Annotated in this window: 24 protein-coding genes; 9 read left to right on the top strand and 15 right to left on the bottom strand. The window is 64.9% G+C overall.

Going from position 1 to position 25,131, the window contains the following annotated elements; translation table 11 throughout:
* Positions 1–25 precede the first annotated feature (25 nt).
* A complete protein-coding gene (locus tag AC0J42_RS09690; protein ID WP_416423339.1) occupies positions 26–421 on the bottom strand; it encodes a RidA family protein in 396 nt (131 codons plus the stop codon).
* A 196-nt stretch (positions 422–617) separates the two neighbouring features.
* On the opposite strand from AC0J42_RS09690, the gene AC0J42_RS09685 reads away from it, so the two are divergent.
* The gene (locus AC0J42_RS09685; RefSeq protein WP_416423338.1) at positions 618–1,025 is read left to right on the top strand and encodes a hypothetical protein; all 408 of its coding nucleotides are present in this window, start codon (positions 618–620) and stop codon (positions 1,023–1,025) included.
* A gap of 74 nt (positions 1,026–1,099) precedes the next feature.
* Here the strand turns inward: AC0J42_RS09685 and AC0J42_RS09680 are convergent, their stop codons facing one another.
* Positions 1,100–1,360: a DUF1652 domain-containing protein gene (locus AC0J42_RS09680; protein ID WP_416423337.1), complete on the bottom strand. Its 261-nt coding sequence runs from the start codon at positions 1,358–1,360 to the stop codon at positions 1,100–1,102.
* 348 nt (positions 1,361–1,708) lie between these two features.
* On the opposite strand from AC0J42_RS09680, the gene ligD reads away from it, so the two are divergent.
* The 3 genes from ligD (at position 1,709) to AC0J42_RS09665 (ending at position 4,196) form a co-directional block, all read left to right on the top strand.
* Positions 1,709–3,331, top strand: a complete 1,623-nt coding sequence (gene ligD / locus AC0J42_RS09675; protein WP_416423336.1) for a non-homologous end-joining DNA ligase — start codon at positions 1,709–1,711, stop codon at positions 3,329–3,331.
* Between the two features lie 300 nt (positions 3,332–3,631).
* Positions 3,632–3,925 (top strand): type II toxin-antitoxin system RelE/ParE family toxin, encoded by a 294-nt coding sequence (locus AC0J42_RS09670; RefSeq protein ID WP_473005969.1) that lies wholly within the window; start codon positions 3,632–3,634, stop codon positions 3,923–3,925.
* On the top strand, positions 3,909–4,196 hold the full coding sequence (locus tag AC0J42_RS09665; protein WP_416423334.1) for a helix-turn-helix domain-containing protein: 288 nt from the start codon (positions 3,909–3,911) through the stop codon (positions 4,194–4,196). The genes AC0J42_RS09670 and AC0J42_RS09665 overlap by 17 nt, the downstream gene beginning before the upstream one ends.
* A gap of 16 nt (positions 4,197–4,212) precedes the next feature.
* Here the strand turns inward: AC0J42_RS09665 and AC0J42_RS09660 are convergent, their stop codons facing one another.
* The 4 genes from AC0J42_RS09660 to rlmKL form a co-directional block, all read right to left on the bottom strand.
* Positions 4,213–4,836, bottom strand: coding sequence for a LysE family translocator (locus AC0J42_RS09660; RefSeq protein ID WP_473005968.1), 624 nt, complete (start codon positions 4,834–4,836; stop codon positions 4,213–4,215).
* Between the two features lie 56 nt (positions 4,837–4,892).
* Positions 4,893–5,075, bottom strand: a complete 183-nt coding sequence (locus tag AC0J42_RS09655; protein ID WP_416423332.1) for a hypothetical protein — start codon at positions 5,073–5,075, stop codon at positions 4,893–4,895.
* 71 nt (positions 5,076–5,146) lie between these two features.
* Positions 5,147–7,534 carry a sensor domain-containing diguanylate cyclase gene (locus tag AC0J42_RS09650; RefSeq protein WP_473005967.1) on the bottom strand — a complete coding sequence of 796 codons (2,388 nt, stop codon included), beginning with the start codon at positions 7,532–7,534 and terminating at the stop codon, positions 5,147–5,149.
* A gap of 193 nt (positions 7,535–7,727) precedes the next feature.
* Complete coding sequence (gene rlmKL, locus AC0J42_RS09645; RefSeq protein WP_473005965.1) at positions 7,728–9,992, bottom strand: bifunctional 23S rRNA (guanine(2069)-N(7))-methyltransferase RlmK/23S rRNA (guanine(2445)-N(2))-methyltransferase RlmL; 2,265 nt, start codon at positions 9,990–9,992, stop codon at positions 7,728–7,730.
* Between the two features lie 538 nt (positions 9,993–10,530).
* On the opposite strand from rlmKL, the gene rmf reads away from it, so the two are divergent.
* Entirely contained in the window at positions 10,531–10,746 is a 216-nt protein-coding gene (gene rmf, locus AC0J42_RS09640; protein ID WP_008368461.1) for a ribosome modulation factor, read from the top strand.
* Between the two features lie 103 nt (positions 10,747–10,849).
* On the opposite strand, the gene AC0J42_RS09635 is transcribed toward rmf, so the two are convergent.
* Positions 10,850–11,875: a quinone-dependent dihydroorotate dehydrogenase gene (locus AC0J42_RS09635; RefSeq protein WP_473005964.1), complete on the bottom strand. Its 1,026-nt coding sequence runs from the start codon at positions 11,873–11,875 to the stop codon at positions 10,850–10,852.
* 159 nt (positions 11,876–12,034) lie between these two features.
* On the opposite strand from AC0J42_RS09635, the gene AC0J42_RS09630 reads away from it, so the two are divergent.
* From AC0J42_RS09630 to AC0J42_RS09615, 4 genes are all read left to right on the top strand, one after another.
* The gene (locus tag AC0J42_RS09630) at positions 12,035–13,222 is read left to right on the top strand and encodes a CmpA/NrtA family ABC transporter substrate-binding protein (RefSeq protein ID WP_473005963.1); all 1,188 of its coding nucleotides are present in this window, start codon (positions 12,035–12,037) and stop codon (positions 13,220–13,222) included.
* Between the two features lie 15 nt (positions 13,223–13,237).
* On the top strand, positions 13,238–13,813 hold the full coding sequence (locus AC0J42_RS09625; protein WP_416423327.1) for an ANTAR domain-containing response regulator: 576 nt from the start codon (positions 13,238–13,240) through the stop codon (positions 13,811–13,813).
* 187 nt (positions 13,814–14,000) lie between these two features.
* The gene (locus AC0J42_RS09620; protein WP_416423326.1) at positions 14,001–15,212 is read left to right on the top strand and encodes a nitrate/nitrite transporter; all 1,212 of its coding nucleotides are present in this window, start codon (positions 14,001–14,003) and stop codon (positions 15,210–15,212) included.
* 2 nt (positions 15,213–15,214) lie between these two features.
* Positions 15,215–16,891 carry a bifunctional protein-serine/threonine kinase/phosphatase gene (locus AC0J42_RS09615; protein WP_473005962.1) on the top strand — a complete coding sequence of 559 codons (1,677 nt, stop codon included), beginning with the start codon at positions 15,215–15,217 and terminating at the stop codon, positions 16,889–16,891.
* 114 nt (positions 16,892–17,005) lie between these two features.
* On the opposite strand, the gene AC0J42_RS09610 is transcribed toward AC0J42_RS09615, so the two are convergent.
* The 8 genes from AC0J42_RS09610 to ppsA all read right to left on the bottom strand — a co-directional run bounded on the left by AC0J42_RS09610 (position 17,006) and on the right by ppsA (position 25,113).
* A complete protein-coding gene (locus AC0J42_RS09610; protein WP_416423324.1) occupies positions 17,006–17,989 on the bottom strand; it encodes an OmpA family protein in 984 nt (327 codons plus the stop codon).
* Positions 17,990–18,098: 109 nt separating this feature from the next.
* Positions 18,099–18,689 carry an RNA polymerase sigma factor SigX gene (gene sigX / locus AC0J42_RS09605; protein WP_008368464.1) on the bottom strand — a complete coding sequence of 197 codons (591 nt, stop codon included), beginning with the start codon at positions 18,687–18,689 and terminating at the stop codon, positions 18,099–18,101.
* 90 nt (positions 18,690–18,779) lie between these two features.
* Positions 18,780–19,604 (bottom strand): mechanosensitive ion channel family protein, encoded by an 825-nt coding sequence (locus AC0J42_RS09600; RefSeq protein ID WP_416423323.1) that lies wholly within the window; start codon positions 19,602–19,604, stop codon positions 18,780–18,782.
* Positions 19,605–19,606: 2 nt separating this feature from the next.
* Positions 19,607–19,852 carry a CrfX protein gene (locus AC0J42_RS09595; RefSeq protein WP_416423322.1) on the bottom strand — a complete coding sequence of 82 codons (246 nt, stop codon included), beginning with the start codon at positions 19,850–19,852 and terminating at the stop codon, positions 19,607–19,609.
* Between the two features lie 91 nt (positions 19,853–19,943).
* Positions 19,944–20,939, bottom strand: a complete 996-nt coding sequence (locus AC0J42_RS09590; RefSeq protein ID WP_416423321.1) for a zinc transporter ZntB — start codon at positions 20,937–20,939, stop codon at positions 19,944–19,946.
* A gap of 29 nt (positions 20,940–20,968) precedes the next feature.
* Positions 20,969–21,457, bottom strand: a complete 489-nt coding sequence (rraA, locus tag AC0J42_RS09585; protein ID WP_416423320.1) for a ribonuclease E activity regulator RraA — start codon at positions 21,455–21,457, stop codon at positions 20,969–20,971.
* Positions 21,458–21,611: 154 nt separating this feature from the next.
* Positions 21,612–22,601 carry an alpha/beta fold hydrolase gene (locus tag AC0J42_RS09580; RefSeq protein ID WP_473005960.1) on the bottom strand — a complete coding sequence of 330 codons (990 nt, stop codon included), beginning with the start codon at positions 22,599–22,601 and terminating at the stop codon, positions 21,612–21,614.
* A 136-nt stretch (positions 22,602–22,737) separates the two neighbouring features.
* Positions 22,738–25,113, bottom strand: coding sequence for a phosphoenolpyruvate synthase (gene ppsA, locus AC0J42_RS09575; RefSeq protein WP_416423318.1), 2,376 nt, complete (start codon positions 25,111–25,113; stop codon positions 22,738–22,740).
* Positions 25,114–25,131: the final 18 nt, after the last annotated feature.

The following is a 25,131-nucleotide window of genomic DNA, read 5'->3' as shown; positions in this document are numbered from 1 at the left end:
TCTCCAGGGGCGGCAACGCGCGCGATCATGCTCGGGGTTTGGCTTTGTAGGCCACGCAGTCGATTTCGACCTTGCAGTCCACCACCATGCTCGATTGCACGCACGCCCTCGCAGGCGCCAGGTGCGGCGGGAAGTATTCGGCGAAGACCTTGTTGAAGCTCCAGAAGTCGCGCGCATCGTCCAGCCACACGCCGGTGCGCACCACGTGCTCCAGGCCGTAGCCCGCCTCATGGAGGATGGCGACGAGATTCTGCAGGGTCTTGTGGGTTTGCGCGACGATGCCGCCGTCGATGATCTCGCCGTTTTCCATGGCCACCTGGCCCGATACATACAGCCAGCCATCGGCCTCCACCGCCCGTGCGAAAGGCAGCGGTTGACCACCGGCACCTGTGCTGCCGGTGCCATGACGAGTAATGGACATGAGGACTCCTGTGCTCTCGCGCTGAACGCAATGATGGGTAATATGCACCGCCATTGTGCCAGCCGCCCCGCCCGCCATCGACGACAACTTTGCGACAGGGTTTGAAAATCCGATACCAAATTCACATGCGCGCAAGGCCGCGACCGCGCTACTATCAGCGTTTGCGCTGGACGCATGATTTTTTCAAGGACTAGAAATGCCGCTGACTTTCCGTCGCCTCGCCCTCTTTTGTGCCTTCCTGTGTTTCGCCCTCGCCCTGATCTGGGGTACCTCCGCCGAACGCCTGCTCGCCTTCTGGGACATCCCTCACAGCGAAGCCGCCGCCTTGCTGGGCAGGCGCATTGCCGCGCTGCTGTTGGGCGTGGGCGTGATGTTTTTCTGCGTGCGCGGTTGCCCGCCGTCGCCGGCGCGGGCTGCCATGGTGCGCGGGTTCATGGTGGGCTGCCTGGCCATGGCACTGTTGGGGTTATTCGACTGGCTCAGCGGCCATGCCGGCCCCGGCATCCTGATTTCGGTGTTCGCCGAGCTGGGCCTGGGCCTGGCGTTCGTCAGCGTGGGCAATGGCGAGCGCGCCATCCTGCGGCAGATGCAAGCGTCGCGCTGATACCTCGACAAGGCACAAAAAAACCGGCGCGCCCGAAAGGGAGCAGCCGGTTTTTTTACGCGCAGTTGAACCAATCAGAGGCTGTCGTTCACCCGTCGCACCTGGTTCAGGTGGCGGTGCGCCAGGTCGGCGCGCAGGCCGGCGATCAGGTTCGAGATCGCCCGGCTGCTGTTGAGCTGCTGCGCGCTGATGCCGGTGACGGTGAGGTCCACCCGGTCCGATGTTCGATCAAACACTCGCACCGTCAGGGACTGGTCCTGGGCCAAGGTGCATTGGCAACGCTGGGGCAGAAAACTTGATTCAATGATGTTGCGCAGTTCAAGGGTGGACAACATGGCAAAAGCTCCATTTCTTATCGGTTGCGTCCGTGATTTTTCAGCGGCTTCGTGCAGCCTAGATGGCTATTTGATTGCGCGCTGCACCACCGGTCTGATGGCAGGGATCCTGCACTTTTCTTGTGCAGCTTCCATGCCCGGCCACCGCCGCCAAGCGTATCGTTGAAAATCAACGACATACCCGCTAGAAATCAAAAAGCCATCATGCAAAATGCCACGTTGCAGGTCGCAACCCCTGCAATTTGCACACCTTCCCTGCGCTGAAACTTAACCGCCCTCGCCATGGTCAGCTGAAAATATCGTACAGGACGTCAGATCCCAGAGGTTCAGCCCCAGGAAGTACATATCATGGCCAAGCCGTTGAGCGAAGATCGTCGCAGCCCGCCTGCCGACACCCCCTCAGAGCCAGCTCCCATCCCGCCCCACCTGGCGCCGCAACGGGCCACCCGCGTCGAGCAGCCGCCCGAAGGCGAATGGTTGTTCGAGATCAAGCATGACGGCTACCGGCTGATGAGCCGCATCAGCGGCGGCGAGGTGCGCCTGTTCAACCGCGAGGGGTTGGACTGGACCGCCGAGCTGCCGCACCAGGCGCAGGCCATCGCCGCGCTGCAGCTCAACGAGAGCTGGCTGGACGGCAAGCTGGTGCAGGCCAACGCCGAGGGCGTCGCCGACTACCTCGCCCTGCAGGAGGCCTTCGAGGCCGGCCGCTGCATGGACCTGCAGTACTACCTGTTCGACCTGCCGTTCCACAACGGCGAGGACCTGCGCGAGCAGCCGCTGGAGCAGCGCCGCGCGCGCCTGCGCAAGCTGCTGGGCAGCGCCAAGCACCCGCTGCTGCGCTTCTCCGACAGTTTCACCGCCAGCACCCCGGACATCCTCGAAGGCGTCTGCACCCTGAACCACGAGGGCGTGATCGGCAAGCGTCGCGGCAGCCTATACCGCGACGGCGAGCGGAACCTGGACTGGATCAAGCTGGACTGTGTGACCGACGCCAGCCATGCGCCCCTGATGACCGAAAGCCAGGCCCGCCACACGGACGAACCCAGCCATGACTTCAGCGATGGCCACCGCGAGTCTGTCGCCGGGGTGTCCATCAGCCACCCCGAGCGCGTGCTCGACCGCGTCAGCCAGACAGCCCGTGTCGACCTGGCGCGTTTTTACCAGCGGATCGGCGCCTGGCTGCTGCCGCAGTTGCGCCAACGCCCGGTGGCCCTGATGCGCGCGCCCCACGGCGTCGAGGGCGACCTGTTCCTGCAGCGCCACACCGAACACCTGGCCTTGCCGCACATCACCCTGCTACCTCCCGCCCTCGACCCCGGGCACGCGCAGCTGATGCAGGTCGACCGCCTGCCGGCGCTGATCGAGGCCGTGCAGCGCGGCGCCGTGGAATTCCACGCCTGGGGCGCCACCAGCGACCGCCTGGACCTGCCCGACCGCCTGGTGCTGGACCTCGACCCCGACCCGGCGCTGCCCTGGGGCATGGTGCTGGACGCCACCGCCCAGACCCAGGCGCTGCTCGATGAACTGGGCTTGCGCAGCTACCTCAAGACCAGCGGTGGCAAGGGCATGCACATCATCGTGCCACTGGCCCGCCACGCCCGCTGGAACCGCGTGCTGGGGTTCGCCAAGGCCATCGCCCACTACCTCATGACCCAACTGCCCGAGCGCTTCACCGCCACCCAGGGGCCGCGCTACCGGGCGGGGCGCATCTTCGTCGATTACCTGCGCAACCAGCGCGGCGCCAGCACCGTGGCCGCCTACTCGGTACGGGCCCGCCCCGGCCTGCCGGTGTCCACGCCCATCGCCCGGCACGAGCTGGCCAACCTGGAAAGCGCGCGTCACTGGCACGTGGGCAACATTGGCGAGCGCCTGGAACAACTGCCCACCGACCCGTGGCAAGGCTATGACAACCGCCAACGCCTAACCACGCGCATGTGGACGCAGCTGGGCGTGGAGCCGCCCCACGATTAGGATCCGATTATTGTGTGGTTTGAAAAGGTGTTTCACTAACTGTTAGCTGGCTCATAGTTAGCACACAGGCTATCGTGCAGGTGTCGAGACAGGATGTCTCAACGTTTGCCCTTGAATGGCCAATGCCCGGAGATCCCCAACCCCGAGGGCATTGGTCTTTTTTTTGGCTGGGATGCGCCGCCCCGGCTACCCGGGGGCGCCCACCTTCATCTGCCTGCCTGGCACAGAAATAACATATTTGTTATTCTGCGCTCCATGACTTATACCCTAACCTATTAGAATGAAAGCGTTCAGGATGATGTGCTTGCATTGCCGCCGGGTTTGCGTGGCCGCTACTTTGCCTTGACCGATCGCATGGAGCTTCACGGCCCCAACCTCGGGGAACCCCACAGCAAGGCGTTTGGCGAGGGGTTGTTCGAGCTGCGCCTGAAGTCCGCTGAAGGCATTGCCAGGGCGTTCTACTGCACCTTGGTCAACAAGCGAATCGTGGTCCTGCACAGCTTCGTGAAAAAGACCGACAAGACGCCTGTCAAAGACAGACGGTTGGCCGAAACCAGAATGAAAGAGGTAAAGAACAATGCTGACTCACGCTGAGCTTAAAGCCAAGGCCTTGGCGGAGCCCGAAGCGCTGGCCGAGTACGAACGGCTGAACCGCGAGGAATTTGCCCTGCTGGACGAGATGCTCAATGCGCGCCGGGAAGCAGGGCTGACCCAGGCGCAGGTGGCCGAGCGCATGGGCACCAAGGCGCCCGCCGTGGCGCGCCTGGAGCGGGCACTGGCGTCCGGCAAGCACTCCCCCAGCCTGGACACCTTGCGCAAGTACGCCGCCGCGCTGGGCAAGAGGATTGAAGTGCATTTCGTCTGAGCGCCCTATCTGCGCGTCAACGCCGCGCCGCCAGCAGCCCCACCCCCGCGCAACTCAACAACACCGCGCTCGCGCGGTTGAACACCCGCCGTGGCCGCGGCTCGCTGAACCAGCGTTGCAGGTGGCTGCCCAGCCAGGCGTAGATGGCGATGGCCAGCCATTCCAGCAGCAGGAACATGGCCCCCAGCCAGAAGAACTGCTGGCCCACCGAGGTCGGGCCGTCGACCGAGACGAACTGCGGCAGGAAGGCGGTGAAGATGAGGATGGCCTTGGGGTTGCCCGCCGCCACCCAGAACTCCTGCCCCGCCAGTTTGAACAGGCCGCGGCTGCCCGGCCCGCCCGGCGCCTGGCCGTCCACCGGGGCGCGCCACAGCTGCACGGCGAGGTAGAACAGGTACAGCGCACCGGCCACCTTGACCATCAGGAACAGCCGTTCCGACGCATGCAGTACCACTGCCAGGCCCATGGCCGCCAGGGCGATCATACCGGCGAAGGCCAGCAGCCGCCCGGCGCCCGCCAGGCACGAGGTGGCGAAGCCGTGGCGGCTGGCGTTGTTCAGGGACAGCAGGTTGTTCGGCCCCGGAGCCATGTTCAAGGCAAAGCAGGCGGGCACGAACAGCAGCAGGGTCGCAAGGTTCACGGCATGACGCTCCAGGCAGGACGGCCTGGCAGCTTAGCACCGCCTGTCGGGCTGGCTCAACGAGGGTCGTCGGGGCTCATTTCACCGTCGTCGGTCTCGGTGCGGACCTTGTCCGGGTCCAGTTCCGGGTCCTTGTCCAGGGGAATGGGCGGCAGGTTTTCATCGCCTGGCCGCGCATCGGGCGGTACCGGGTCGGGAGCCAAGGGGTTGCTGGAGCGGTCGAGGGGGTCGGAGGTCATGGGACACCTGTGCGCGCGGGGCTGGTTTTATTGTGATCGCCATCCGCGCCAGGAGTTGCCTGCTGGCGCGCTTAGGCCAGTTCCGGCTCGACCCGGTCCCGGCCACCCTGCTTCGCCGCGTACACGCCGGAGTCGGCGCGCAGCAGCAAGGCATCGGCGCCCTCGCCGCGGCGCCAGCTGGCCACGCCGAAGCTGGCGGTGACGACGCCCACGCCATCCACCGGGGTGTGGCGCAGGCCCTGCCACAGCTCCAGGGCCAGGGCGTGGGCCTGCTCGGCGTTGCTGCCGGGGCACAGCACCATGAATTCCTCGCCGCCCAGGCGGCAGAAGACGTCGGTGCGGCGCAGGCGATGGCTGATTTTCTCGCAGATATTCTTGAGCACCCGGTCGCCCACGGCGTGGCCGTAATGGTCGTTGATGCGCTTGAAGTGGTCGATGTCGAGCATGATCACCGACAAGTGCAGATGATCGCGCTCGGCGCGGTCCAGTTCGACCTTCAGGCGCTCCTGAAAGTAGCGGCGGTTGTGGATGCCGGTGAGCACGTCGGTCACCGACAGGGCGCGCAACTCTTCTTCCACCCGCTTGAGGTCGGAGATGTCCGTCAGGTAGCCATGCCACAGGGTGCCGCCGCCCGGCATCGGCTCCGGCGTGGCCTCGCCGCGCACCCAGCGCAGGCCCTGGCGCGGCAGCTGCACGCGGTACTCCTCGCGCCAGGGCGTCTGGTGCTCGGCGGAATAGCGGATCGACTCCAGCACCCGCTCGGCGTCGTCGGGGTGGATGCGCTGCATCACCAGCCGGCCGTCCTCGCGCAGGGCGCTGGGCTCCATCTCGTAGATGTCGCGGATGCCGTCGCTGGCCCAGCTGAAGCTGGTGCGGCCGTCCGGGTCGAGGCGGAACTGATAGATGCCCCCCGGCACCTCGGCGCTGAGCTTGCGCAGCAGTTGGTCGCGGGCGGCCAGGGCCTCGTGCACGCGCTTGCGCTCGGTGATGTCGATGCACACGGCCAGGTGCCCCACCCACTGACCTTTTTCGTCGAGCACCGTGGTAGCCAGCATGTTCACCGGCATCCGGCTGCCGTCGCGGCGCACCAGGGTCCACTCGCGGGCCTGGTCGCCGCCGTCGCCGGGGGTCTCCACCAGCATCGCCTGGGCCAGGGGGATGTCGCGCTCGTAATAGGCGCGCAGGGTGCAGGCGCGCGCCACCAGCTCTTCGCTCAGGTGCAGGTTCTGCAGGGTCAGGTGCCCCACCGCTTCCTCGCTGCGGTAGCCCAGCATGCGCTCGGCGCCGGCGTTGAAGATGGTGATCAGGCCATTGAGGTCAGTGGCAATGATCGCCACCTGGGTCGCGGCGTTGAGCACGCTGCTCAGCTGGTTGTGGGTAATGCGCAGGGCCTGCTCGCTGCTGCGCAGCTGCGAGGTGCGCTGCTCCACCAGCTTCAAGGCCCGCTGGCGCTGGCTGACCAGGCTGTAGAGCAAGGCGCTGAGCATCAGCGTCAGCAGCGCCCCCAGGGTCACCACCACGTTCAGCGGCGAGGTGTGGTTGGCCTCGGCGAACAGCGGGCTGGGGCTGATGTCCAGCTGGTAGTCGCGGTCGGCCAGGCGTAACAGGTGCGTGGCGGTCAGGCCCTCGGGCGGCGCCGGGTTGCTGGACTCGTACAGCACTTCATGCTCGCCCGCCGTGGACAGGTCGAGGATGCGCACGTGCAGGTTGTCGTCGTTCTGCGCCGGCAAGCCGTCGCCCATCAACTGGCCGAGGCTGATGACCGCCGACACGAAGCCCAGCGGCGGCCCGCCATCCTTGCCCGGCACCGGCGCCACCATCAGCACCCCGCGGCTGTTGCGCAGGGCCACGCCCACCAGATTGACCGGCGGGGTCACGGCCAGGTCGCCGGTCTTCAGGGCGCGCTGCAGGGTCTCATGCCGCGAGGGTTGGGAATTCACGTCAAAGCCCAGGGGCAGCTTCAGCCGCGTCTGCGACTGGGTGAAGAACACCGGGTAGTACTCGTCACGCGTGGCGGCTGGCACCAGCGAACCGTCCGGCCGCTGGTCGCGGATGGCAAAGTCCTCGATGCCCTCGTCACGGGCTGCCTGCTCGAAGGCGGCGCGCTGGGCGTTGGTCACCCGCGGCAGCCAGGAATAGGCCTGAGTGCGCAGCAGCAACGGCCCGGCATAGCCTTCGTATTCGTGGCGGCTGACGTTGTCGGAATAGCTGAAAAAACGGCGCAGGCCAGCCAGGCGCTGGGTCTGGTCCTCGAAGCGCTCTTCGATGCGGCTGAAACGTTCGTTGGCCAGCAGCTCGAAGCGTTGCCGCAACTGCCGCTGATACAGCTCGGAGGTGCCCAGGGCCACCAGGCTGGTGACCACGGCGCCAGCGGCCAGCGCCAGCGAGGCGATAAGCCAGGCGGAGGCATCCTCACTGATAAAGCCAAGAATTTTCGGGCGAACGGCATGCAACGACATAAGCGGAACTCACAACGCCGGCGTGCTTCGTATCACTTTGGCTTTGGCTCAGTTATAGCTATTTGCCAGTAGTTTGCCTAGTGAGTCATCAAGCGAAATTGTTGATCATGGGGTGCAGCAAAAAGGGCTCCATGGGAGCCCTTTCGCGATGTAGCCAAAATGTACGACAGTCAGGACTGGCGCGGGCTACCGTTCATCGGGCCTGAATTTTCCAGGCGCGGTGAATCTTGCTGTTGCGGGCGAAGTCCGGGTCCAGGGTCTGGGCGCTGATTTCTTCCACCTGGTAACGCTCGCCCAGGTGCTCGTCGAGCTGGAACTTGCGGAAGTTGTTGGAGAAATACAGCACCCCGTCCTTGGCCAGGCGCGCCACGGCCAGGTCCAGCAGCTCGACGTGGTCGCGCTGCACGTCGAACACGCCTTCCATGCGCTTGGAGTTGGAGAAGGTCGGCGGATCGATGAAGATCAGGTCGTATTCCTCGCGGTTGGCCGCCAGCCACGCCATCACGTCACCCTGCTCCAGGCGATTCTTGTCGGAGAAACCGTTCAGCGACAGGTTGCGGCGCGCCCAGTCCAGGTAGGTTTTCGACAGGTCGACGCTGGTGGTGCTGCGCGCGCCGCCCCTGGCCGCGTGCACGCTGGCCGTGGCGGTGTAGCAGAACAGGTTGAGGAAGCGCTTGCCGGCCGCCTCGCGCTGGATGCGCAGGCGCATCGGGCGGTGGTCCAGGAACAGGCCGGTGTCCAGGTAGTCGGTGAGGTTCACCAGCAGCTTGATGCCGCCTTCCTGCACTTCGGTGAACTGGCCCTGGGCGCTCTGGCGCTCGTATTGCTTGGTGCCGCTCTGGCGCTCGCGGCGCTTGATGATCACGCGGCTCTTGTCGATGCCCAGCGCCTGGGGAATGGCCGCCAAGGCGTCGAACAGGCGGGCCTGGGCCTTTTCCGGGTCGATGGATTTCGGCGCGGCGTATTCCTGCACGTGGACCCAGTCGTGGTACAGGTCGATGGCCAGGGCGTACTCGGGCATGTCGGCGTCATACACGCGGTAGCAGTCGACCTTCTCGCGGCGGGCCCACTTGCCCAGCTGCTTGAGGTTCTTCTGCAGGCGGTTGGCGAACATCTGCCCGCCTTCGCTCAGGCGCGCCTGCTCGACCACAACCGGTGCCGGCTTGATCGGGTTGCCGTTCTTGTTGACGCGCGCGTACGGGTCGGCAGCTGGCTGGGTGGCCTGCTCGTCGGCCTGTTCGCGTTCCAGCTGGCGCTGCTCGGCGGTGCGGCGCTCGCCGGTGACGAACTGGTCGGGCAGCACTTTGATCAGCAGCAGCTTGCACGGCAGCGCGCCGTTCCAGAACGAGTATTGCTTGTGGCTGCGAATGCCCATGCGCTTGCCCAGGTCCGGGGCGCCGGTGAACACCGCCGCTTCCCAGTTCAGGCAGGCCTGGCGCAGGCGTTCGCCGAGGTTCTGGTAGAGGTACAGCAGGCTGGCCTCGTCGCCCAGGCGCTCGCCGTAGGGAGGGTTGCAGATTACCAGGCCTTTCTGGTTCTGGTCCGGGCGCGGCTCGAAGGTCGCGACTTCGCCCTGGTAGATCTTGATCCAGTCGCTGAGGCCGGCACGCTCGACGTTGTTGCGACCAGGCTGGATCAGGCGCGGGTCGGCTTCGTAGCCGCGGATCCACAGCGGTGGCTTGGCCAGGCCGGCGTCGGCACGGGCCAGCGCCTCGTCGTGCAGCTTGCGCCACAGGGCCGGCACGTGGCCCAGCCAGGCGCTGAAGCCCCAGCGGGTGCGCTTGAGGTTGGGGGCGATGTCGGCGGCGATCATCGCCGCTTCCACCAGGAAGGTGCCCACGCCGCACATCGGGTCGGCCAGCGCGCCGCCTTCGGCAGCAATGCGCGGCCAGCCGGAACGGATCAGGATCGCCGCCGCCAGGTTTTCCTTCAGCGGCGCCGCGCCTTGCTGCAGGCGGTAGCCGCGCTGGTGCAGGCTGTGGCCGGACAGGTCCAGGGACAGAATGGCTTCGCCACGGTCCAGGCGCAGGTGCACGCGCAGGTCGGGGTTGAGCTTGTCGACGCTGGGGCGCTCGCCCTCGGGGGTGCGCAGCTTGTCGACGATGGCGTCCTTGACCTTCAGGGCGCCGAAGTGGGTGTTGTCGATGCCCGAGCCATGGCCGCTGAACTCCACCGCCAGGGTGCCGTCGGGCAGCAGGTGGTCCTGCCAGTCCACGTCGTGCACGCCGTGGTACAGGTCTTCGGCGTCCTTCATGGCGAAGCGTTTGAGCACCAGCAGCACGCGGTTGCCCAGGCGCGACCACAGGCACAGGCGGTAGGCCGTTTCCATGTCGGCCATGCCGCGCACGGCGGAGGTGTGTTCGCGGGTGTCTTCGAGGCCAAGCGCGGTGGCTTCCTCAGCAAGCAGGCCTTCGAGGCCCTTGGGGCAGGTGAGGAAGAGTTCGTAACGATCCGACATGGGGTATCCAGGGGCATGAGCCATAAATGGAAGGGCAACGCATCACCCTTCCCGAGTTTAACCAGGCGCTTTTCTGTGGAAGCGCCCGTGTGACACCACCGTGGTGTCGACCGCCGGGACTGGAAATCGGCTGTGGAACAGCCTTTGATCGCCCCGGCAGAAAAAAATTCTGCAAAACGACGGGCCTGAAAATGACCCTTCGTCGTTTAATACTGAAAAGCATTTAGCCATCAATCCCTGATGGCAACGTCCCATTACTGGGGCTGCAAGGCTGATCATAGCCGGGTTTAACCCCCGCTGGCCTTTGAAGCATCCTTTTACTTATGGTCGAGACACCATAATCGTTACGTCCTTATGACAAAACGGTCGTTCACACGGAAGAACGCATTGTTTAGAAATCCCTACAGGCCGCATCGCAATGGTACGGCACCACTGCTCGCCACGCCGGCAGCGAGCATCCAAAACCGGCAGAAAGACTCTGCCCGGCCTCAGACGAGGCCGACGGGACATAACAGTCAACAGACGAGGGCAACACCCTATGAGAAGACTTAAGCGTGATCCGTTGGAACGAGCATTTTTACGCGGATACCAATATGGCATCCATGGCAAATCCCGTGAGCTTTGCCCTTTTACTCTACCGTCAGTTCGTCAAGCCTGGATCAATGGCTGGCGTGAAGGACGCGGCGACAACTGGGACGGTATGACCGGCACTGCGGGTATCCACAGACTCAACGAACTTCACGCGGTCGGCTGACGAGGACGATTTTTCTCTTACATTTTCGTGATCAACCATGCGCGCCCTAACGGGCGGCGGGCGAGAGCCCAGGGGCCCCTTCGAGGGCCCCTTTTTTATGCCTTCAGCCTCGTGGCAGCGCGGCGATGGCGTCCACCGCCTCGCGGATCAGCGCCGGGCCCTTGTAGATGAAGCCCGAGTACAGCTGCACCAGGCTGGCGCCGGCGGCGATTTTCTCGGCCGCGTGCTTGCCTTCGGTGATACCGCCCACGGCGATGATCGGCATGCGCCCGGCCAGCTCGCCGGCCAGCACCTTGACGATGTGGGTGCTCTTCTCGCGCACCGGCGCGCCCGACAAACCGCCCGCCTCGTCACCGTGGGCCAGGCCCTCGACGCCTTCACGGCCCAGGGTGGTGTTGGTGGCGATGACCGCGTCCATGCCGGAGGCCAGCAGCGCCTGGGCCACTTGCACGGTTTCCTCGTCGCTCATGTCCGGGGCGATCTTGATCGCCACCGGCACGCGCTTGCCGTGCTGCGCGGCCAGCACTTCGCGGCGTGCTGCCAGGGCGTCGAGCAGCTGCTTGAGCGACTCGCCGAACTGCAGGCTGCGCAGGCCCGGGGTGTTGGGCGAGCTGACGTTGACGGTGATGTAGCTGGCGTGGGCGTAGACCTTGTCCAGGCAGATCAGGTAGTCGTCGACGGCGCGCTCCACCGGGGTGTCGAAGTTCTTGCCGATGTTGATGCCCAGCACGCCCTTGTACTGCGACGCGCGCACGCGGTTCAGCAGGTTGTCCACGCCCAGGTTGTTGAAGCCCATGCGGTTGATGATGGCGGTGGCTTCAGGCAGGCGGAAGATGCGCGGCTTGGGGTTGCCCGGCTGCGGGCGCGGGGTCACCGTGCCGATCTCGACGAAGCCGAAGCCCAGCTGGGCGAAACCGTCGATGGCCGCGCCGTTCTTGTCCAGGCCCGCAGCCAGGCCCACCGGGTTGTCGAACGCAAGGCCCATGACGGTCACGGGCAGACGCGCCGGCGCCTTGGTCAGCAAGCCGTTGAGCCCCAGGCGGCCACCTGCGCCGATCAGGTCCAGGGACAGGTCGTGGGAGGTTTCCGGAGAGAGTTTGAACAACAGCTGGCGGGCCAGGTTATACATGGGCAGGCATGACTCGTTGGAAGATCGTCGGGGGCCGGCATTATAGCCACATTTACGCCCCCGTAGCAGCTGCCGCAGGCGGCGTCCGCATCCAGCACCGTCCCGGTGCACTGGCATACCTCTTGCGTCACTTTGGGTACTTCCACACGGACCCCCGACATGACCGAGCCCCACACCCCCCTGGCCTGGGTGGCCGGCAGCGATGCGCCGGAGATAACCAGCCTGAACATCGGCTACATGGCCCTCACTGACTGCGCCCCGCTGGTGGTCGCCGCCACCCAAGGCTTCGCCCAGCCCCACGGCCTGACCCTGAACCTGCACCGCCAGGCGTCTTGGGCCGGGCTGCGCGACAAACTGTTGAGTGGCGAACTGGACGCTGCCCACAGCCTGTACGGCATGGTCTACGCCGTGCACCTGGGCATCGGCGGCACCCCGGCCAGCGACATGGCGGTGCTGATGGGCCTCAACCAGAACGGCCAGAGCATCAACCTGTCACCCACGCTGCAGGCCGTTGGCGTGACCAGCCCCGAGGCACTGGCGCGCCACGCGCACCAGCAAGGTGCACGCCTGACCTTCGCCCAGACCTTCCCCACCGGCACCCACGCCCTGTGGCTGTATTACTGGCTGGCCGCCCAGGGCATCCACCCGCTCGACGACGTCGACAGCGTGGTGGTCCCCCCGCCGCAGATGGTGGCGCACCTGCGCGCCGAGCGCATCGACGGCTTCTGCGTGGGCGAGCCCTGGGCCGCCAGCGCTGTGGACCAAGGCCTGGGCTTCACCCTCAGCACCAGCCAGGCAATCTGGCCCGACCACCCGGAGAAGGTGCTGGCGTGCACCCAGGCCTTCATCGACCAGCACCCCAACAGCGCCCGCGCCCTGGTGGCCAGCGTGCTGCAGGCCAGCCGCTTCATCGAGCAGAGCCCGGAAAACCTGCGTGGCACCGCGCAGCTGCTCAGCGGCGAGGAGTACCTGGACGCACCACTGAGCGCCATCGAGCCGCGTCTGCTGGGCAACTACGACGACGGCCTGGGCCACCACTGGCATGACCCTCACGCCCTGCGCTTCTTCGCCGGCGGCAGCGTCAACCAGCCGTGGCTGTCCGACGCCATGTGGTTCATGACCCAGTTCCGCCGCTGGGGCCTGCTGCGCCATGACCCGGACTACCTGGGCATCGCCCGGCAAGTGCAGCAGACCGCGCTGTACCGCAGCGCAGCCGCCAGTGTCGGTGTGCCAGTGGCCCCTGATGATCTGCGCAGCAGCCAACTGATCGATGGCAAGGTCTGGGACGGCAGCGACCCCGCCGGCTACGCGCGCAGCTTCGCCCTGCATGCCTTGGCCGATGACTGACGGGAGACGACCACTATGCTGCGTATCCTGTTGATCAACGACACCCCGCGCAAGGTCGGGCGCCTCAAGTCGGCGTTGGTGGAAGCCGGTTTCGAGGTGATCGACGAGTCGGGCCTGACCATCGACCTGCCGGCGCGCGTCGAAACGGTGCGCCCGGACGTCATTCTGATCGATACCGAGTCACCGGGCCGCGATGTGATGGAGCAAGTGGTGCTGGTGAGCCGTGACCAGCCGCGCCCCATTGTGATGTTCACCGACGAACACGACCCGCAGGTAATGCGCCAGGCGATCAAGTCCGGGGTCAGCGCCTACATCGTCGAAGGCATCCAGGCCCAGCGCCTGCAGCCGATCCTCGACGTGGCCATGGCCCGCTTCGAGAGCGACCAGGCCCTGCGCGCGCAACTGCAGGCCCGCGACCAGCAGCTGGCCGAGCGCAAGCGCATCGAGCTGGCCAAGGGGCTGCTGATGAAGATGAAGGACTGCAAGGAAGAGGAGGCCTACACCCTGATGCGCCGGCAGGCCATGAGCCGCCAGCAGAAGCTGATCCAGGTGGCGGAGCAGATCATTGCCATGAGCGAACTGCTGGGCTGATCCCCACCCTTGTTCCGTAAGAACGCGCGTGGGGGCTGGCCCGGGATTTGCTTTGTATCAGCCAGGTAGCCAACGGCGGTTGCCCCCACATTGAACGACAAAGACGTCGCACACCCTCTCGCCCTGGCGAGCCGGGTTGCGGCGTTTTTTCGTTTTCGGCCCCTGCTGCCCCCTGTCGAGGTGTTCGATGAGCACAAGCTTCTGGAAATCCGGCCATGCCCCTACGCTGTTCGCCGCCTTCCTGTATTTCGATCTGAGCTTCATGGTCTGGTACCTGCTGGGCCCGTTGGCCGTGCAGATCGCCAACGACCTGCAATTGACCACCCAGCAACGCGGCCTGATCGTCGCCACGCCGATCCTTGCCGGGGCCATCCTGCGCCTGGTGATGGGCGTGCTGGTGGATCGCCTGTCGCCCAAGACCGCCGGCCTGATCGGCCAGTGCACGGTGATCGTGGCGCTGTTCTGCGCCTGGCATTTCGGCATCCACAGCTACGAGCAGGCGTTGCTGCTGGGCGTGGGCCTGGGCGTGGCGGGTGCCTCGTTCGCAGTGTCGCTGCCGCTGGCCTCGCAGTGGTACCCCGCCCAGCACCAGGGCAAGGCGATGGGCATCGCCGGGGCCGGCAACTCGGGCACGGTGTTCGCCGCGTTGTTCGCGCCGGCGCTGGCCGCGGCGTTCGGCTGGAACAATGTCTTCGGTTTCGCCCTGCTGCCACTGCTGGCCGTGTTGCTGGCGTTCAGCCTGCTGGCCCGCAACGCCCCGCAACGGCCCAAGCCCAAGGCCGTGGCGGATTACCTCAAGGCCTTGGGCGACCGTGACAGCTGGTGGTTCATGTTCTTCTACAGCGTGACGTTCGGCGGCTTCATCGGCCTGGCCAGCGCCCTGCCCGGCTATTTCAACGACCAGTACGGCCTGAGCCCGGTGACGGCGGGCTACTACACCGCCGCCTGCGTGTTCGGCGGCAGCATGATGCGGCCCCTGGGTGGTGCACTGGCCGACCGTTTCGGCGGCATCCGCAGCCTGCTGGCGATGTACAGCGTGGCCGCGATCTGCATCGCCGCCGTGGGCTTCCACCTGGGTAATTCCTATGCGGCGCTGGCGCTGTTCGTCGGCGCCATGCTCGGCCTGGGCGCCGGCAACGGTGCGGTGTTCCAGCTGGTGCCGCAACGGTTCCGCCTGGAGATCGGCGTGATGACCGGCCTGGTGGGCATGGCCGGCGGCATCGGCGGCTTCCTGCTGGCCGCAGGTTTGGGGGCGATCAAGCAGCACACCGGCGACTACCAGTGGGGCCTGTGGCTGTTCGCCGCCCTGGCGGTGGTGGCCTGGTTCGGCCTGCACGGGGTCAAGCGCCGCTGGCGCACCACCTGGGGCTCGGCCGCCGTTACTGCGGCGCGGGTCTGACCATGCCCTTGCAATTGAGCTGTGCCCAGGCCAGCGCCTGCGGGCCACGCGCGGAAAACCAGGATGCCCTGCGCCTGGTCACCCCGGCGCCGGAACTGGCTGCCAGCAAGGGCTACCTGTTCGCCCTGGCCGACGGCGTCAGCCAGTGCGCCGACGGCGGCCTGGCGGCGCGCGCCACGCTGCAGGCCCTGGCCCTGGACTACTACGCCACACCGCAGGCCTGGGGCGTGGCCCAGTCCCTGGACCGCCTGCTCAGCGCCCAGAACCGCTGGCTACAAGCCAACGGCGGCGGCCAGCCGCTGCTGACCACCCTCAGCGCCGTGGTGCTGCGCGGCCAGCGCTTCACCCTCGCCCATGTCGGCGATTGCCGGGTGTACCGCTGGCAACCGGGCCAGTTGCGGCAGATCAGCGAAGACCATGTGTGGGAGTCGGCGGGCATGGAGCACGTGCTGACCCGCGCCCTGGGCCTGGACCGGCACCTGGTGGTGGACTATCAGGAGGGTGAACTGCAGGACGGCGAAGTGTTCCTGCTGCTCAGCGACGGCGTGTGGGCGACCCTGGGCAACACCCAGATTGCCGCGGTGCTGGCCGACCACGTGGGCCACCTCGACCAGGCGGCCCAGACCTTGGTGAGCGCCGCGCACCTGGCCGGCAGCCAGGACAACGCCAGCGCCCTGCTGGTACGTATCGACAAACGTGGCGCCGACAACCTTGGCGACACCTTGCACCAGCTGCGGCAATGGCCGCTGCCGCGCACGCTCAAGCCCGGCCAGGTGTTCGAAGGCTGGACGGTGGTGGCGCCATTGGCCCAGAGCCGGCAATCGCTGCTGTACCGGGTCGAGGACAGCCAGGGCCAGCGCTGGCTGCTGAAGACCCTGCCGGCCGAACGCCACGACGAGGCGGGTGCGCAGCAGGCGCTGCTGATGGAGGAATGGTTCCTGCGCCGCGTGGCCGGCCGCCACTTCCCCCAGGTGCACGCCCTGCCCGGCCGCCAGCACCTGTACTACGTGATGCGTGACTACCCCGGCCAAACCCTGGCCCAGTGCCTGGCCCACCAGGGGCCGCTGCCCCTGGCGCACTGGCAGGCGGTTGCCCAGGGCTTGTTGCGGGCGCTGGGGGCGCTGCACCGGCGCAACATCATCCACCGTGACATCAAGCCGGAGAACCTGCTGCTGGGCGACGACGGCGAGCTGCGCCTGCTGGACTTCGGCCTGGCGTACAGCCCCGGCCTGTCCAGCGACAGCCCCAACGCCCTGCCCGGCACCCCGAGCTACCTGGCGCCGGAGTGTTTCAGCGGCGCGCCTCCGTCGCCACAACAGGACCTGTACGCCGCAGGCGTGTGCCTGTACCAGCTATTGACCGGCCACTACCCCTACGGCGAAATCGAGGCCTTCCAGCACCCGCGCTTCGGCGTCCCGGCCAATGCCCACCGCTACCGCCCCGACGTGCCCGACTGGCTGGACGCCATGCTGGCGCGCAGCGTGACGGCCGACCCGACGCAGCGCTTCGAGACGGCAGAGGAATGGCTGCTGGTGCTGGAACAGGGTGAAAGGCAGGGCCTGCAACCGCGTGCCTTGCCGTTGCTGCAGCGTGAACCGCTGAGGGTGTGGCGGGGGTTGGCGCTGGGGTCGCTGCTGGTGAATCTGGTGTTGCTGGTGTGGGTGTTGCAGCACGCTTGACGCCAGCTGCGCGGCGAGCCGGACGCAGCCTGCGGCGGCTGCTACAGGGATGCGCGGAACCTGCAGGCGAAAAAAAACCCGGCCTAGGCCGGGTTTTTTTCAAGCTTTATCCAATTACTTGGATTGAGCTTCTACTTCAGCTTCTACGCGACGGTTAGTAGCGCGGCCAGCGTCAGTCGAGTTGTCAGCGACTGGACGGGTTTTGCCGTAGCCGATCGAGTCAACACGGTTGCCTTGCACGCCGTACTGGTTGACCAGTACGTTTTTAACGGCCAGGGCACGACGCTCAGACAGCTTCTGGTTGTAGGCGTCTGGACCGACGTTGTCGGTGTGGCCTTCAACACGAGTAGTGGTCTGTGGGTACTGCTTCATGAAGTCAGCCAGGTTCTTGATGTCAGCATAGCTGTTTGGCTTGACGACCGACTTGTTGAAGTCGAATTTCACGTCCAGCTGAACGCGAACGACTTCTGGAGCTGGAGCTGGAGCTGGCTCTTCAGCAACTGGAGCTGGAGCTGGTGCTGGAGCAGGAGCCGGAGCCTTGCCGCCGTTACCGCCGAAGTTCACACCCAGGCCGATGGTAGGAGCGTAGTCCCACTTGCCGTTGTCCAGTTTGTAGTCAGCATCGATACCGGCACGAGCGTACAGGTTGTCGGTGATGTACCACTTGGCGCCAGCGCCGATGGTAGCGAAGGTGGAGCTGTCGCGACCGCTGTGGCCGTCAGCTTGCACGTTGCTCAGGCTCTGGTGAGCGAAGCCACCGGAAACGTACGGCCGAATGGCGTCGCCGACAGTACCGAAGTGGTACATGGCGGTCAGGGAGCCAGTGTCACCGTGGATTTTCTGGCTGCCAGTACCATCGTTCGAACGAGTGTAGTTGGTCTTGCCGTAGCCCAGGATGACTTCAACGTCGTCGGTCAGGAAGTAACCCAGCGAAGCGCCGGCAGTACGGCCGTCTTCGACGTGCTTGACGCTGTCGTTGTAGTTCTTCTGGTAGAAGGCTTCACCTTCGACCGCGCCTTGGCCTTGTGCCAAAGCGCCGAAAGAAGTTGCGGCAACAAGAGAACCAATGGCAATGCCTAAGGTGTTTTTCAGTTTCATCCGTTAAATCCCCATCTGGTGATTGTTAAGCAGTACCCCCTTACACGGGGGACAACTCGGCGGCCAGTCTAGCAGAACTAGCCCCCACGTTAGAGATATTTGCACCGAACTAAGTTTCGGCGATACCTGCAAATTTCTCACGTAGCTTGTCGAGCGCACGTTTGTATCGCATTTTCGTCGCGCTCAAACCCATGTGCATGATGTCCGCGATCTCTTGAAACTCAAGCTCTGCGACGAATCGAAGCACAAGTATTTCTCGGTCGATCGGGTTGACATGTATCAGCCAACGATCCAATCCACCACGCTCCTCCGGTTTCGGCGCCTTCTCTTCGGATGCCTCCTCGAGCGGGTCGAGGCTCAATGCATCCATGAGGCGGCGCTTGCGCCGTTCCTTACGGTACTGCGTGATACATTCGTTGTAGGTGATGCTGTAGAGCCAGGTCTTGAACTTCGATTTACCCTCGAAATTCTTCAGACCGTACAACACCTTCAACATCACCTCCTGACAGACATCGTCAGCATCACGATCGTTCCCTAAATATCTCGCACACACGTTGAACAGGGTTCGCTGATAGCGCCTCATCAGCTCTTCGTAGGCACGGGTGACGTGAAAAAGCTCCACATGCGAACGCGCCACCAGCTCCTCGTCTGTGAGCGTGCGGGGGTCGTAACGCAGGGGCAACGAATGAACTTTATTCAAAACAAGTCGGGCCGACAGTCAGGTCAATATCCACCATGGCCCGACACCCGGGCCATTTTGCGGCGGCATACAGTAGCAGAATTTGCCGGCTCAGCGGCTACTAACCCGCTGCTCCAAGAGGATCCGATTCGACAGGGAAACCAATTCCCCGTCGTCCGTCAGCACCGTCGTCTTGACCGTGCCGATCTCCTCGATCTGGCCTTCAACCTCTCCAATTCGCACTTGTTGCCCCACCTGGTACAACTCCCGCACGTAAATTCCTGCCAGGATCTGCCCGGCGATTTCCTTGCTGCCGAGGCCCATGGCCAATGCAACGGCCAGACCAACGGTAATCAAAACAATGACGATGACGTGGTTCAGCAGGTCGGTCTTGACCTCGAGCTGGCTAATGGCCACCGAGATACTGATGACAATGACCAGCCACTGCGCCACTCGCCCAAGCCCTGCCGAGTAGTCCAGCCCCACGCCTTCGGCCGCGCCGCGCACCAGGCCGTTCACCAGTTGCGCCAGCAGCACGCCGACCAACAGCACCAGCGCGCCACCGAAAACCTTCGGCAAATAGAGCGCCAGCATGTCGAGCGTAGCTGAAACTCGCTGCAAGCCAAGGGACTCGGCCGCAGAAACCAGGAAAATCAGCAACACGAACCAGTAGACGATCTTGCCCACCAGGGTGGAAATCGGCACCTGGATGCCACCGCGGCTCATCAGCTTGGTCAACCCGGTGCCTGCCATCAGACGGTCCAGGCCCAGCTTGGCCAGCAGTTTGGACAGCAGGGTATCGAGCAGCTTGGCCACGACAAAGCCCAGCAGCAGCACCACCAACGCACCGAACAGGTTGGGGATGAAATTCGCGACCTTCGTCCAGAGTGCGGTCATGGCCGTCACCAGGCTCTGAGTCCAGAGATCAAGTTGCATAGTCAATCAGCCTTATCAGCAGTGGGTTTGCGTCGCGAGACTGGCGCCACATGACCCGATCCATTTTCCACGGCGATCATGAAGGCCTGCAGCCAACGGCCCATCAGGCTGAACAGATCGCCGGCGCCGACTTGCCGATTGGCAGTCTTGAGGACACGCCCCAGGCAGGCGTCGTCATCCCGCCCTGGGGAGGAAGACGCCTTGAGCATGTCACGCAGTGATTCTTCAAACGGATCGTGCATACGCACCTCACGAATTATCAGTCAAAGACGAGAGCTGTCGCAGGCGGGTCACATCGATCCGGCAGGCATATGCAACCATATGTGTCCTGAACGGCGCCTAAACCCAACGCAATCGACGAAACAGCCACCATTGCCCCACGCCCAGCAGCACCATCAGCGTGCACGCCACCAGGAAGCCATACGGGCTGGTGTTCAGCGGAATGCCACCGACGTTGATACCCAGCAGCCCGGTCAGGAAACTCATGGGCAGGAAGATACAGGTGATGATGCCGAAACGGTACATGGTGCGGTTCATGCGCTCGTTCAGGCGCCGGTCTTCCGCCTCCAGCACCAGGCCCACACGCTCGCGGGTCAGCTCCAGCTCTTCGAGGTAACGGGTCAGGCTGTTGTTCAGCTCGTTCCAGTAGTCCGCGTCATCGTCGACGAACCACGGCAATTTGTTGCGCGACAGCTGGCCGAAGATTTCCCGCTGCGGCGCCAGGAAACGCCGCAGCCCGGCGGCGCGCCGGCGAATCTGCAGGATGCTGCCGTGCTCGGGCGTGTATTGCTCGTCGGCGTCGATCTTGTCTTCCTCGTCGTCGACCACCTCGCTCAGCTCGCCCACCAGGGTCTGCACCTTTTCGGTGAGGTACTGGGCCAGGTAGAGGATGAGTTCGGAAGAGGTACGCGGGCCACGGCCCTGCTGCAGCAGCACCATCAGTTCGTCGGTGGCGCGCAGCGGGCGCAGGCGCAGGGAGATCACCCGGCGGGCTTCGGCGAAGATACGCACCGAGACCATGTCCTCGGGCTCGGCACCGGGGTTGAGGTTGACGCCGCGCAGGAACAGCAGCAGCTGGTCATCGGGCAACGGCAGCAGCCGTGGCCGGGTGTTTTCTTCCAGCAGCAGGTCACAGCTGAACTCGTTCAGCCCGCTGTCGTTGCGCAACCACGCCTGGGTTTGCGGATGGCCACGGTCCCAGTGCAGCCAAAGGCTTTCCTGCGGTTCCAGTACCAGCTCATCCAACTGCGCGCGGGCGATCTGCCGCGCACCACCTTTACCGTCGAGCACCAGGGCCTGCACCAGGCCCCACTGCGCGTTTTCTTCCTCGAACATCCACACCCCGATGATTGATTGCGAACCGCTTAACTCGGCATTTTCAATGCGCTGGGGGACACGATAACGCCATTGTTGTCGGCGTAGATGAATTCTCCCGGCTTGAACGTGACACCGGCGAAGGTCACCGGCACGTTCAGGTCGCCCAGGCCACGCTTTTCCGTACGCAGCGGGTGGCTGGCCAGGGCCTGCACGCCAACGTCGGTCTGGGCGATGGCGTCGACGTCGCGGATGCAACCGTAGATCACCAGCCCTTCCCAACCGCTCTTGGCGGCCTTGTCCGCCAGCATGTCGCCCAGCAACGCGCAGCGCAGCGAGCCGCCGCCATCCACTACCAGCACCTTGCCCTTGCCGTTCAACTCCACCTGGGCCTTGACCAGGGAGTTGTCCTCGAAGCACTTGATGGTGACGATTTCGCCACCGAAGGAATCGCGCCCGCCGAAGTTGCTGAACATGGGTTCCAGCACCTTGACCAGCTCGGGGTAGGCATCGCACAAATCGGGAGTGAGGTAATGCATGGGGTAACTCCTGTCAGCTCAAGACACGGTCGATCGAAAAGGCGACCGCTACTGTAGGAACGAGCCGGCCTGCCCTGCGTTTACACCCTGCGTGCGTCGTTGCCAACGCACGCGCAATCGACATAGCTTAGCCGCCCCACCGCTGACCGTGAAGTCACGCACCCACGGGCACTTCCTGCGCCTGCGCCAGCAACGGCGCGTGGGGGTTGTGCAGCCAACGCCCCACCAGCGGCCAGACCTCGGCCTGGGCGGCCTTGCTGACCAGCATCTCGACGTGGCCGAAGTTGTCGGCGAAGCCGTGGTCGCGCCCCAGTTGCACGAACTGGCGCTGGTCGCCACCAAAGGCCTCGAACAGCTTGCGGCAGGCCCACGGCGGGTCCTGGTGGTCAGCGCTGGCGGTCACTGCCAGCAACGGCACGTGCACCTCGGCCAGGCCCGCCCACCAGTCTTGCTTGCCGTCGCCAAAGCGGCCGAACAGGCCATACCAGCGCATGGCCTCCAGGGCCAGGCCGATGGGCTCGTCCTCGGGGCCGCGCTTGAGGCGCGAGCCGGAAATGTGGGCGAAACGCTTGAGCAGCAGGCGTGCGCTCCATTCCACCGGTGGCATTTTCAGCGGCCAGTAGGTGCGGCTGACCTGGCAGCCGAACAACGCTGCCGAGGCGACGTTGTCCTGCGGCAGGTAACCACCGCCCAGGGCGGCCGCCAGGCTGATGCCGCCCAGGGAATGGCCGATCCAGTGCGGCGCGCGGCCGGTCTGCTCCTGCACGAACGCGCCGATCACCGGCAGGTCGTAGCGGGCGTAGTCGGCGACGCGGTTGCGGGCGTAGTCCAGGTTGCGCGGCGACAGGCCGTGGCCGCGCATTTCCGGAATCCACACGTCAAACCCTTCGCGCACCAGCCAGGCCCCCAGGCCGATGCCGCGGGGCGACACCCAGAAGCGCCGGTTGGAAAAGCTGCCGTGCAGCAGGATGACGGGCACGCCGCCAGGTTGCGCCTGGTCGGCCAGGCCCAGGCGGGTCACGGCCAATTCAACGCTGGCATCCGGGCTGTTGGCAGCCTTGATGCGATAGACGTCTTCGCTCAGGTCGCCACGGCGCTCGGCGCTGAGCAAGGCGACCGGGAAGAGATTGCTGCTGCTTTGCATAAGACTTCTTGTACAGAAAATAAACGGAAGATCAAAAACACCCGTAGCAGCTGCCGAAGGCTGCGTCGCTGTTTGCAAAGCGACGCAGCCTTCGGCAGCTGCTACGGGTGAGTGGGGCTTGCGCCCCTTGCAGCTATTACGCGGCGCCCTGGCCCTCGGCCAGGAAGAACCAGGTTTCCAGCACGGAATCCGGGTTCAGCGACACGCTTTCGATGCCCTGCTCCATCAGCCACTTGGCCAGGTCAGGGTGGTCCGAGGGGCCCTGGCCGCAGATGCCGATGTACTTGCCGGCCTTGTTGCAGGCGGCAATGGCACTGGCCAGCAGCTTCTTGACCGCCGGGTTACGCTCGTCGAACAGGTGCGCGATGATACCCGAATCGCGGTCCAGGCCCAGGGTCAGCTGGGTCATGTCGTTGGAGCCGATGGAGAAGCCGTCGAAGAATTCCAGGAACTCATCGGCCATCAGCGCGTTGGACGGCAGCTCGCACATCATGATCACGCGCAGGCCATTGACACCACGGCCCAGGCCGTTCTCGGCCAGCAGGTCGACCACCTGGCTCGCCTCACCCAGGGTGCGCACGAACGGCACCATGATCTCGACGTTGGTCAGGCCCATGTCGTTGCGCACGCGCTTGAGGGCGCGGCATTCGAGCTCGAAGCACTCGCGGAACGACTCGCTGATGTAGCGCGAGGCGCCACGGAAGCCCAGCATCGGGTTTTCTTCTTCCGGCTCGTACAGCTTGCCGCCGATCAGGTTGGCGTATTCGTTGGACTTGAAGTCCGACAGGCGCACGATGACCTTTTTCGGCCAGAACGCGGCGGCCAGGGTGCTGATGCCCTCGACCAGCTTGTCGACGTAGAAGTCCACGGGGGCGCTGTAACCGGCGATGCGCTTGTCGACGCTGTCCTTGATGTCGGCTGGCAGGCCGTCATAGTTCAGCAGCGCCTTGGGGTGCACGCCGATCATGCGGTTGATGATGAATTCCAGGCGCGCCAGGCCGACACCGGCGTTGGGCAACTGGGCGAAGTCGAAGGCGCGGTCGGGGTTGCCGACGTTCATCATGATCTTGAACGGCAGCTCGGGCATGGCGTCCACCGAGTTCTTCTTGATGTCGAAGCCCAGTTCGCCCTCGAAGATGTAGCCGGTGTCGCCTTCGGCGCAGGACACGGTCACGCCCTGGCCGTCGACCAGCAGTTGGGTGGCGTTGCCGCAACCCACGACGGCTGGAATGCCCAGCTCACGGGCAATGATGGCCGCGTGGCAGGTACGCCCGCCACGGTTGGTGACGATGGCGCTGGCGCGCTTCATCACCGGTTCCCAGTCCGGGTCGGTCATGTCGGAGACCAGCACGTCGCCTGGCTGGACCTTGTCCATCTCGGACACGTCCTTGATGATGCGCACGCGGCCGGCGCCGATGCGCTGGCCGATGGCACGGCCTTCCACCAGCACGGTGCCCTTCTCTTTCAGCAGGTAGCGCTCCATGACGTTGGCCTGGGAGCGGCTTTTCACGGTTTCCGGACGGGCCTGCACGATGTACAGCTTGCCGTCGTCACCGTCCTGGGCCCATTCGATGTCCATCGGGCACTGGTAGTGCTTCTCGATGATCATGGCCTGCTTGGCCAGCTCACTGACCTGCGCGTCGGTGAGGCAGAAGCGCGCGCGGTCGGCCTTGTCGACGTCGACGGTCTGCACCGACTTGCCGGCCTTGGCCTCGGCGCCGTAGATCATCTTGATGGCCTTGCTGCCCAGGTTGCGGCGCAAGATGGCCGGGCGGCCCGCTTCCAGGGTGTGCTTGTGCACGTAGAATTCGTCAGGGTTGACCGCACCCTGCACCACGGTTTCGCCCAGGCCGTAGGCGCCGGTGATGAACACCACGTCGCGGAAGCCCGATTCGGTGTCCAGGGTGAACATCACGCCGGCGGTGCCGGTTTCCGAACGCACCATGCGCTGCACGCCGGCCGACAGGGCCACCAGCTTGTGGTCGAAGCCCTGGTGCACGCGGTAGGAAATGGCGCGGTCGTTGAACAGCGAGGCGAACACTTCCTTGGCCGCGCGAATGACGTTGTCGACGCCGCGGATGTTCAGGAACGTCTCCTGCTGGCCGGCGAACGAGGCGTCGGGCAGGTCTTCGGCGGTAGCGGAGGAACGCACGGCCACGGCGATGTCCGGGTTGCCCTTGGACAGTTCGGCGAAGTGGGCGCGAATCTCGGTGTTCAGTTGTTCGGGGAACTCGGCGTCCATGATCCACTGGCGGATCTGCGCGCCGGTCTTGGCCAGGGCATTCACGTCATCCACGTCCAGGGCGTCCAGCGCCGCATGGATCTGAGCGTTCAGGCCGCTCTGTTCGAGAAAATCGCGGTAAGCCTGAGCCGTAGTGGCAAAGCCACCGGGTACCGATACGCCGGCACCGGCAAGGTTGCTGATCATCTCGCCAAGGGATGCGTTCTTGCCCCCCACATGCTCAACATCGTGTTTGCCGAGCTTATCGAGGGAAACTACGTACTCTACCAAGGTGATCTCTCCACTAAC

This window comes from Pseudomonas sp. Tav-5-1A (assembly GCF_055755055.1).
This window is presented reverse-complemented; position numbering and strand designations above follow the sequence as displayed.